Below are 9,707 nucleotides of genomic sequence, written 5' to 3'. Positions count from 1 at the left end.
CGGCGGCGGCGGCCTCGACGACCGGCTCCGGCGCGGTGAAATCCGGTTCGCCGATGCCCATATGGATGATGTCGCGGCCGGCGGCTTCGAGCTGCTGGGCCTGCTTCATCAGTTCCATCACATAGAACGGCTGGATCGCGTCGACGCGGGCAGCGAGCGTGACGAGCGAATCGGCGGTGGTATTCATCGATCGGTCGGTCGGAAGGGGCGGGCGGTAAACGAAAAAACGGGCGCGTCAGCGCCCGTCGGGGGATCAGCGGCGCGCCTGCGTCTCGGCGGGGCGCAACTGCGCGGCGAGCTTGTCGAGCACACCGTTGACGTACTTGTAGCCGTCGGAGCCGCCGAACGTCTTGGTCAGCTCGACGGCTTCATTGATGATCACGCGGTACGGCGTTTCGACGTGGTGCCTGAGTTCGAACGTCGCGATCAGCAGCACCGCGCGTTCGACGGGCGACAGCTGGTCGATCGGGCGATCGAGGCACGGCGCGACGGCTTCCGTGAGCGTTGCGTGTTCGCGGATCACACCGTGCAGGATCGTGTCGAGCAGATCCTTGTCGGCTTTGTCGTAACCCAGCGCGCCGCGCAGTTGCACGTCGATCTCGCCTGACGAAGCGTTCGACAGCAGCCACTGATACAGGCCTTGCGTCGCCAGTTCGCGCGATTGTCGGCGGGCGCTCTTCTTCATGCGCGCTCCTCCTCTTCGTCGTCTTCTTCCTCGTCGCCGAGCTGGTCGAGCGCCATCGTCAGGTTCGCCATTTCGACCGCGACGCGCGCCGCGTCACGACCCTTCTCGGTCATGCGTGCGACGGCCTGCTCGTCGGTTTCGGTCGTCAGCACCGCATTCGCGATCGGCAGATTGAAGTCGAGGCCGATGCGGGTGATGCCCGCGCCGCTCTCGTTCGACACGAGTTCGAAGTGATAGGTCTCGCCGCGGATCACCGCGCCGAGCGCGATCAGCGCGTCGAACTGGCCGCTTTCGGCGAGTTTCTGCAGGGCGAGCGGGATTTCGAGTGCGCCGGGCACCGACACCAGCAGCACGTCTTCGCCGGAGACGCCGAGGCGTTCCAGTTCTTCGACGCACGCATCGGCGAGGCCGTTGCACACCGGTTCGTTGAAGCGGGATTGCACAATGCCGATACGCAGGCCGTCGCCTTCGAGATTCGGTTGGTATTGTCCGATTTCCATGATCTTGTCCGTATATGTGGATGAACGGTTACAGGGCGAAAGCGCCGTGGCGGGTCACGCTTGCTGCGTCGCGCCGCAGGCCGCGCTGCCCGGCATCGGTACGAAGCCCGTGACTTCGAGGCCGTAGCCCGACATGCTGCCCAGCTTGCGCGGGTTCGACAGCACCTGCATCTTGCCGACGCCGACATCGCGCAGGATTTGCGCGCCGATGCCGAACGTCTTGAAATCGACCGGCCGGCGCTTGAGCGCCGCGGCCTTCTCTTCCTCGTCGAACGCCTTGAAGACGTCGATCAGATGTTCCTTCGTGTCGCCGCAGTTGAGCAGCACGATCACGCCGAGGTCGCGCTGCGCGATCTCGCGCATCGCGGCGTCGAGCGTCCACGAATGCGTCGATACGCCGGTCTCGAGCAGGTCGAGCACCGACAGCGGCTCGTGCACGCGCACGGGCGTGTCCTGATCCGGCGACGGCGTGCCGCGCACCAGCGCGATATGCGGCGAGCCGGTCGGCTGGTCGCGGTACAGCACCGCGCGGAACGTGCCGTGCGCGGTCTGCATCGTGCGCTCGGCGACGCGCTCGATGATCGACTCGGTGCGGCTGCGATAGTGGATCAGGTCGGCGATCGTGCCGATCTTCAGGTTGTGTTCCTTCGCGAACTCGATCAGGTCGGGCAGGCGCGCCATCGTCCCGTCGTCCTTGATGATTTCGCAGATGACCGCGGCGGGCGTGAGGCCCGCGAGCGCCGTGAAGTCGCAGCCGGCTTCCGTATGACCGGCACGCACGAGCACGCCGCCCGGCTGCGCCATGATCGGGAACACGTGGCCCGGCTGCACGATGTGCTCCGGACGCACGTCGTGCGCGACCGCGGTGGCGATCGTATGGGCGCGGTCGGCCGCCGAGATGCCGGTCGTCACGCCTTCGGCCGCCTCGATGCTGACCGTGAACGCGGTGCCGTATTGCGTGCCGTTGCGGTACGTCATCAGCGGCAGGTGCAATTGCTTGCAGCGCTCCTGTGTCAACGTCAGACAGATCAGGCCGCGGCCGTACCTGGCCATGAAGTTGATCGCTTCCGGCGTGACGAATTCGGCGGCGATCACCAGATCGCCTTCGTTTTCGCGATCTTCTTCGTCGACCAGGATGACCATCCGGCCGGCTTTCAGCTCGGCGATGATGTCGGGCGTGGTGGCGAGCGTCATAAGGGGGCGAGAAAGAGGAAAGTGCGTATTTTACGCCAGCCGGGCGGGGTTTCGGCTGGCGCGCGCGGCGAGGGTGCGCCGCGCGCGTGCCAACTTGCCGCGGATCGCGTGCCGCCGGCACCGACGAAGGCCGCCGGCGGAGACGGCGATGCACGTCCATCGCGCGCTGGGCGCGCATCGCCGGCCGCGGCATGTCTGCCTGCGCGCGGCCGGCCCGCAAGCCTTACGGTTTGTTGCTGAGGCCGAGAAAGTCGAACTTGCTGAGTTCGACGCCGTTGTGACGCAGGATGTCGTATGCGGTCGTGACGTGGAAATAGAAGTTGGGCATCACGAAATCCAGCAGATACGCGAGCCCGGCGAATTCGAGCGGCCCGACGCGCATCTTCAGCACGATCTGACGGGCTTCCGAGCCGTCGATCTGCGTTGCGTCGAAGCCTTTCAGATAGTCGATCGTTTTCTGGATGCGCGCGTGCAGTTCGTCGAACGTATTCTCGACGTCTTCGTAGACCGGCGGCTCGACGCCGGACAGTCGCGCGGCGCAACCCTTCGCCATGTCGGTCGCGATGAACACCTGACGCACGAGCGGCAGCATGTCCGGGAACAGCCGCGCGCCGAGGAGCACCGAAGGGTCGATCTGCTTTTCGGCCGCGTGGGCCTGTGCCTTGCCGAGGATGTGCTGCAGATTGGTCAGGCCGCGGATCAGGACAGGCACGGAGGCCTGATACATCGAAATGGACATGGGGATTCCTCGCATGGGGAGATCGTGCGCGTATCGGCGCCGGACGCGATGCAGCGGCTGGATTGCCGCTGCAGCATCATAGCGCGATGAAGTGCGTGTGTGCGGGGTGAGCCGGCGGGGCGGGCGCTGGCATCTTGCGATCGATCAGACCGATCGCGGGCGCGGCGCGCAGCTTCCGGCGGAACGATCCCGTCAGGCGCGATGGGGACGGCGCGCGCCGGGCGGCCGATCGCACGTGCGTTTCGGCGTTCGGCGATTTCGATTGAGCGTACCGGACATGTCGACTTCCGCCGTTCTGCTGCTGGCTACGGGCGGAATCGCGGCGAACCCGGCGGAAAGCACACCGGGTATCCCGCATCACGTCCGTGACGTGATTGTGTTTGCCGGAAGCCAAGCGGTACGTAGCTGGGCCATGCCCTCGCAGCACCGCTCGATCCGGCAACGATTGCGTTACTTCAACGGATTGTCGCCAGGTTGAGACGAAGCGAGCATCCGCTCCACATAGCGCGCAATCAGGTCGACTTCGAGATTGACGGCCGAACCCGCCTTCAGATGACGCAGCGTCGTCACGTCGACGGTATGCGGAATCAGGTTGATCGAGAATTCGCAACCGTCGGCGTGGTCGGTGACGGCATTGACGGTGAGGCTCACGCCGTTGACCGTGATCGAGCCCTTGTAGGCGAGGTAGCGGCCGAGTTCGCGCGGCGCGACGATGCGCAGTTCGTGCGACTCGCCGACCGGCGCGAAATGCGACACCGTGCCGAGCCCGTCGACGTGGCCCGACACCAGATGCCCGCCGAGGCGGTCGTGCGCGCGCAGCGCTTTCTCGAGATTGACGTCGCCGGGCTCGGCCAGCCCGACGGTGCGGTTCAGGCTTTCGCGCGATACCTCGACGTCGAAGGTGTCGGCGGTTTTCTCGATCACCGTCATGCATGCGCCCTGGATCGCGATGCTGTCGCCGAGCGCGACGTCAGCGAGATCGAGGCCGCCCGCCTTCACGGTCAGGCGTACGCCCGCGTCGGGCGATGTGCCGAGCGGCTTGATCGATTCGATGCGGCCGACGGCCGCGACAATTCCGGTAAACATCGTGACGATTCCGTTCAATGAGTGGCGGGTGAGGACGCGAAGCGGGCGAGAATCCGCAGATCGTCGCCGATTCGCTCGATGCCGTGAAACGTGAGCTGCGTGCGGGCGTCGAGGCTTGCCGGCGCGGCGAGGTCGAACATGCCGGCCGCGTCGGCGCCGAGCAGGCTCGGGGCGAGGTAGACCAGCAATTCGTCCACGCACTGCTCGCGCAGCAGCGAGCCGTTGAGCTTGTGGCCCGCCTCGACATGCAGTTCGTTGATGCCGCGCGCGCCGAGCGCCGCGAGCAGCGCGGGCAGGTCGACCTTGCCGCGTGCGTTCGGCAGCGGGACGATTTCCACGCCGCGCGCCTTCAGCGTGTCCGCGCGCGCTTCGCCTTCGGCGTCGAGTTCGCCGCAGAAGATCAGCGGCGGCGCGCCGTCCAGCAGACGCGCATCGAGCGGCAGCTCGACGCGGCTGTCGACCAGCACGCGCAGCGGCTGGCGCGGCGTATCGATGCCGCGCACGGTCAGCTGCGGATTGTCCTCGCGCACGGTGCCGATGCCGGTGAGGATCGCGCAGGCGCGCGCACGCCATGCATGGCCGTCGAGACGCGCGGCGTCGCCGGTGATCCACTGGCTTTCGCCCGACGGCAGCGCGGTGCGGCCATCGAGCGACGCGGCGGTTTTCATCCGCACCCACGGACGACCGCGCGTCATCCGCGACACGAAGCCGATATTGAGCTCGCCCGCTTCGTGGGCGAGCAGTCCGCAGCGCACGTCGATGCCCGCATCGCGCAGCATCCCGAGCCCGCGGCCCGACACTTGCGGATTCGGATCCTCCATCGCCGCGACGACCTTCGCGACACGCGCGTCGATCAGCGTGCTCGCGCACGGCGGCGTGCGGCCGAAGTGGCTGCACGGCTCGAGCGTCACGTAGACGGTCGAGCCGGCGACGTCGTGGCCGCGCGCGCGCGCGTCCTTCAGTGCCTGCACTTCCGCGTGGTCCTGTCCGGCCGGCTGCGTGAAGCCTTCGCCGATCACCTCGCCGTCCTTGACGATCACGCAGCCGACGCGCGGGTTGGGCGTCGTCGTGTACATGCCGCGCGCGGCCAGCGTCAGCGCGCGCTGCATGTGGGCGAAATCGGTATCCGAGAACATGCGCGCGGCCCCGTCAGGCGGCGAGCGCGGCGAACGCGCGGCGCGCGGCGGCGAGCGTCGCGTCGATCACGGCGTCGTCGTGCGTGCTCGACACGAACCCGGCCTCATACGCGGACGGCGCGAAGTAGACTCCTTCGTCGAGCATCAAGTGGAAGAAGCGGTTGAAGCGCTCGACGTTGCTCTGCGTGACTTCCGCGAAGCGGGTCGGTACGCGCTCGGCGAAGTAGAGGCCGAACATCGCGCCGATCGAATCGGCCGCGAACGGCACGCCGGCCGCTTGCGCTTCGGCGGCGAGGCCGTCGGCGAGGCGTTTGGTCTGTGCGGTCAGCGCGTCGTAGAAGCCGGGCGCCTGGATCAGCTGCAGAGTCTTGAGGCCCGCGGCGACCGCGATCGGGTTGCCCGACAGGGTGCCGGCCTGGTAGACGCCGCCGAGCGGCGCGAGATGCGCCATGATGTCGCGACGGCCGCCGAATGCCGCGGCCGGCATGCCGCCGCCGATCACCTTGCCGAGGCAGGTGAGGTCGGGCGTGATGCCGTAGTGCGCCTGCGCGCCGCCGAGCGCGACGCGGAAGCCGCACATCACTTCGTCGAAGATCAGCACTGCGCCGTGCTTCGTGCACAGCGTGCGCAGCGCGCCCAGGAATTCGGGCGTGCCGCGCACGAGGTTCATGTTGCCCGCGACCGGCTCGACGATCACCGCGGCGATTTCGTCGCCGAACGCGCCGAATGCTTCTTCCAGCGCGGCGACGTTGTTGTATTCGAGGACGGTCGTGTGTTTCGCGATGTCGGCGGGCACGCCGGCCGACGTCGGGTTGCCGAACGTCAGCAGGCCGGAGCCGGCCTTCACGAGCAGGCTGTCCGCGTGGCCGTGGTAGCAGCCCTCGAACTTGACGATGCGGCTGCGGCCGGTGAAGCCGCGCGCGAGACGCAGCGCGCTCATCGTCGCTTCGGTGCCGCTCGACACCATGCGCACCTGCTCGATCGACGGCACGAGCTTGCAGATTTCCTCGGCGATGTCGATCTCGGCTTCGGTCGGCGCGCCGAACGAGAAGCCGTCGGCGAGCACGTGCTGCACCGCTTCAAGCACTTCGGGATGCACGTGGCCGACGATCATCGGCCCCCACGAGCCGATGTAGTCGATGTACTGCTTGCCGTCGGCGTCCCAGAAATACGGGCCTTGCGCGCGCGACACGAAACGCGGCGTGCCGCCGACTGAACGGAAGGCGCGGACCGGCGAGTTGACGCCGCCCGGGATGGTTTTCTGGGCGCGTTCGAAGAGGATCTGATTGTTGGACATGGACGAAACCTGCGAGAGAAAGGCGCGGGCAGGCCTGTGGACGGGCCGCGGCGCCTGAGCGGGACGATCGTCTGATTGTACCGGAGACGGGCGCGGCAGGCCCGCGGGCGCTTCGATGCCGTCCGGCGCGCCGGGATCTACGGGCGCGGCGGCTTGCGCTTGCCGGTTAGCTCGGCCCAGCGCTTTTCGAGCGGGCCTTCGACCATCGGCTTGATCGACGTGCCGGACGTCTGCGCGTCCCAGGTCTGCACCGAATACGGGTAGGCACGCAGCGCGTCGCGCGGGATCACGACTTCCCGGTGGCCGTCGACGAGCCAGTCGTAGACGAAATCGATGCAGAGGCGGTAGCCGCGCTTGTTGGCCGGCTCGGGGACTTCGTACGGCGCGCGCGTCACGTAGCCCGAGCCGAAGAGTCCCTTCGGCTCCTGCGCGACGCGATGCAGGAACACGCGGTCGCCGGGCAGGATGCTGCGCGCGAAGCCGCAGCCCCATACGCCATGCACGGCTTCGCCGGCCTTCACGCGCGCGGCGACGTCGGGCAGCTCGGGCCACGGCCATTTCTTGGGGCTCCAGATCAGCAGGAAAGCGGTCATGTCGGTAGGGCGGTGCGTGAAGCGTCGTCGAAATGCCGCGAGCTTAACCGATCGGGGGAACCGGTTGTCTGCGGGTACAACCGATGCGGGTTCGGCGGCGGCGAAGCGGCGGCTTCGATGTAAGCGGGCACTCCATAGGGTCGCGTACAATCATGAGCCGGCGGCCCTCGCGTCCGGCCGCCGCTTTCCCTCGTCGCGACCGCCGTGCGTGCCGCCCGATGCGCACCGGCTTCTTTCCGGAAACCCATGTCCCACGCCATCCGGCGCCGGCCCGATGTCCGGCTGATCCTGTTGCTTGGCGCGCTCGCCGCCTGCGGGCCGATCGCCACCGACATGTACCTCCCGAGCCTGCCCGCGATCGCGAACGGCTTCTCGGTCAGCGCCGGTGCCGCACAGCGCACGCTGACGAGTTTCATGGCGGGTTTCTCGATCGGCATGCTGCTGTATGGGCCGCTGTCCGACGCCTACGGACGGCGTCCCGTGCTGCTCGGCGGCATCGCGTTATTTACGCTGGCGAGCGTCGGCTGCGTCGTCGCCGGCTCGATCGACATGCTGATCGTCGTGCGTTTCCTGCAGGCGCTCGGTGCCGGCGCGGCGTCGGTGCTCGCGCGGGCGATCGCGCGCGATGCACACGAGCCGAGCGACGCGGCGAAAGTGCTGTCGATGGTCGCGATCGTCACTGCGGTCGGGCCGCTGCTCGCACCGCTGGTCGGCGGGCAGATATTGCGGTTTGGCGGCTGGCGCGGCGTGTTCGTCGTGCTCGCGGCGTTCGGCGCGCTGTGTGCGGCGACCGCATACCTGCGCGTGCCCGAGACCTGGCCGAAAGAGCGGCGCAAGAGCGCGGCCGTGCTGAGTTCGTTCGCGGCGTACGGGCGCATCCTGTCCGATCCGGTCGCCTGGGGCCACATGCTGTGCGGCGGCATGGCGTTCGCGTCGATGTTCTCGTACATCACCGCGACGCCGTTCGTCTACATCGAGTATTTCCATGTATCGCCGCAGCACTACGGGCTGCTGTTCGGCCTGAATGTCGTCGGCATCATGATCGGCAACTTCACGAACACGCGGCTCGTTGGCCGCGTCGGTTCGCTCAGGATCATCGCGGCGGCGTCGCTCGTCAGCTGTGTCGCTTCGCTTGCGGTCGCGCTCGTCGCGCTGACGGGGTGGGGCGGCCTGTGGTCGATCGTCGTCTGCCTGTTCTTCGTGGTCGGCGTCGTCGGGATTCTGTCGGCGAACTGCACGACCGACCTGATGCACCGCTATCCGCACAATGCGGGCGCGTCGGCGGCGGTGTTCGGCGCGATGCAGCTCGCGCTCGGCGCGATCGCGAGCGTCGCGATCGGCGCGCTGGCGGACGGCACGCCGTTCGCGATGGGGGTCACGATCGGCGTGACCGGCGTGCTGTGCTTCGTCGGGCGGATGCTGGTGCTGCGCTGGCACGGCCGCCCGGCGAAGGGCGACGCCTGAGCGCCGCGTCGCGCCAGTCAGGGCCGCCGCTGCCGCGCGTGCCGACGCGATTCATCGGGCGTGCGCCGCATTGCGGTAGCCGCGTCCCGCGCCCGCCTGCATGAAAAAGCCCGATCCCCACGCAGCGTAGCCCGCTGCGTGGGGATCGGGCTGACCATCATTCATGTCGCCGGGCACAGGCCGCGGCGGCGTTGTTCGTCGATGAAGCGTTCGGCTCGATCCGGCCGGTCAGTCGCGCGGCGCATCCTTCGCCGCGGGCGACGCGCCGTGGCTCAGCCAGTCGAGCACATCGGCCGCCTCGTCGTTGCCGGCACGCGCCTTCGCTTTCGCGACAGACTCCGACAGCTCCGCATTCGGCGACGCACGGCGGATCGCGACGCCGACCGCGAGCATGTCGATCATCAGCAAATGCAGGATCCGCGAGATCATCGACAGCTGCGATTCGCGCATCTCGATGTGATCCGTCTCGAGCGCCACCGTCGCGCGCTTCGCGAGCGGCGTGTTGCTCGACGTGATCGCGATCACCTTCGCGCCCGCCTGCATCGCGACGTCGAGCACGCGCAACAGCTCGGGCGCGCGCCCTGATTTCGACACCGCGACGATCACGTCGCCGTCGCCGAGCAGGGCGGCCGATGCGGCCTGCATGTACAGGTCGCCGTACGCGATCGTCGGAATCCCGAAGCGGAAGAACTTGTAGTGCGCGTCCTGCGCGACGATGTTCGAATTGCCGAGTCCGTAGAACTCGATGCGCCGCGCGCTGTTCAGGATCTCGATGGCCTGTTCGACGTGCTCGAAGTTCAGGTGCTCGCGCAATTGCAGGATCGACGACACGGTGTTGTCGAGCACCTTGGCGCCGAAGTCGGTCGCCGTATCGCCGAGATGCACCTGGCTGTGGCTCATCGGGATCGTGCCGGTGAGGCCGGTCGCGAGCTTCAGCTTGAAGTCGGACAGTCCCTGGCAGCCGAGCGAGCGGCAGAAGCGGATCACCGTCGGCTGGCTGACGTCGGCCTTGC

The 9,707-nt window shown here is 67.8% G+C and carries 10 protein-coding genes and 1 pseudogene; 1 reads left to right on the top strand and 10 read right to left on the bottom strand.

The window, feature by feature from the left end:
* The 9 genes and pseudogenes from KH616_RS15810 to KH616_RS15770 all read right to left on the bottom strand — a co-directional run.
* A pseudogene (locus KH616_RS15810) lies at nt 1–187 on the bottom strand (aminotransferase); the annotation flags it as partial.
* Between the two features lie 66 nt (nt 188–253).
* Nucleotides 254–685 (bottom strand): transcription antitermination factor NusB, encoded by a 432-nt coding sequence (gene nusB, locus KH616_RS15805; protein WP_292247926.1) that lies wholly within the window; start codon nt 683–685, stop codon nt 254–256.
* Nucleotides 682–1,185 (bottom strand): 6,7-dimethyl-8-ribityllumazine synthase, encoded by a 504-nt coding sequence (ribH, locus tag KH616_RS15800; RefSeq protein WP_292247924.1) that lies wholly within the window; start codon nt 1,183–1,185, stop codon nt 682–684. Before ribH ends, nusB begins: the two co-directional genes overlap by 4 nt.
* A gap of 54 nt (nt 1,186–1,239) precedes the next feature.
* A complete protein-coding gene (gene ribBA, locus KH616_RS15795) occupies nt 1,240–2,379 on the bottom strand; it encodes a bifunctional 3,4-dihydroxy-2-butanone-4-phosphate synthase/GTP cyclohydrolase II (protein ID WP_292247921.1) in 1,140 nt (379 codons plus the stop codon).
* 223 nt (nt 2,380–2,602) lie between these two features.
* On the bottom strand, nt 2,603–3,118 hold the full coding sequence (locus KH616_RS15790; RefSeq protein ID WP_292247918.1) for a DUF1993 family protein: 516 nt from the start codon (nt 3,116–3,118) through the stop codon (nt 2,603–2,605).
* 450 nt (nt 3,119–3,568) lie between these two features.
* Entirely contained in the window at nt 3,569–4,204 is a 636-nt protein-coding gene (locus KH616_RS15785; protein ID WP_292247915.1) for a riboflavin synthase, read from the bottom strand.
* A gap of 14 nt (nt 4,205–4,218) precedes the next feature.
* Nucleotides 4,219–5,340 (bottom strand): bifunctional diaminohydroxyphosphoribosylaminopyrimidine deaminase/5-amino-6-(5-phosphoribosylamino)uracil reductase RibD, encoded by a 1,122-nt coding sequence (gene ribD / locus KH616_RS15780; RefSeq protein ID WP_292247912.1) that lies wholly within the window; start codon nt 5,338–5,340, stop codon nt 4,219–4,221.
* 13 nt (nt 5,341–5,353) lie between these two features.
* Nucleotides 5,354–6,637: a glutamate-1-semialdehyde 2,1-aminomutase gene (gene hemL, locus KH616_RS15775; protein ID WP_292247909.1), complete on the bottom strand. Its 1,284-nt coding sequence runs from the start codon at nt 6,635–6,637 to the stop codon at nt 5,354–5,356.
* Between the two features lie 137 nt (nt 6,638–6,774).
* The gene (locus tag KH616_RS15770; RefSeq protein WP_292247907.1) at nt 6,775–7,230 is read right to left on the bottom strand and encodes a hypothetical protein; all 456 of its coding nucleotides are present in this window, start codon (nt 7,228–7,230) and stop codon (nt 6,775–6,777) included.
* A gap of 246 nt (nt 7,231–7,476) precedes the next feature.
* On the opposite strand from KH616_RS15770, the gene KH616_RS15765 reads away from it, so the two are divergent.
* The gene (locus tag KH616_RS15765; protein ID WP_292247904.1) at nt 7,477–8,694 is read left to right on the top strand and encodes a Bcr/CflA family multidrug efflux MFS transporter; all 1,218 of its coding nucleotides are present in this window, start codon (nt 7,477–7,479) and stop codon (nt 8,692–8,694) included.
* A gap of 228 nt (nt 8,695–8,922) precedes the next feature.
* On the opposite strand, the gene KH616_RS15760 is transcribed toward KH616_RS15765, so the two are convergent.
* On the bottom strand, nt 8,923–9,707 hold a 785-nt coding region (locus KH616_RS15760), incomplete at its 5' end, for an SIS domain-containing protein (RefSeq protein ID WP_292247900.1).

The organism is Burkholderia sp. (assembly GCF_018375725.1).
Classification (GTDB): domain Bacteria; phylum Pseudomonadota; class Gammaproteobacteria; order Burkholderiales; family Burkholderiaceae; genus Burkholderia.
Note: the sequence above shows the minus strand (reverse complement) of the source record. Positions and strands in the feature narration are given on the sequence as shown.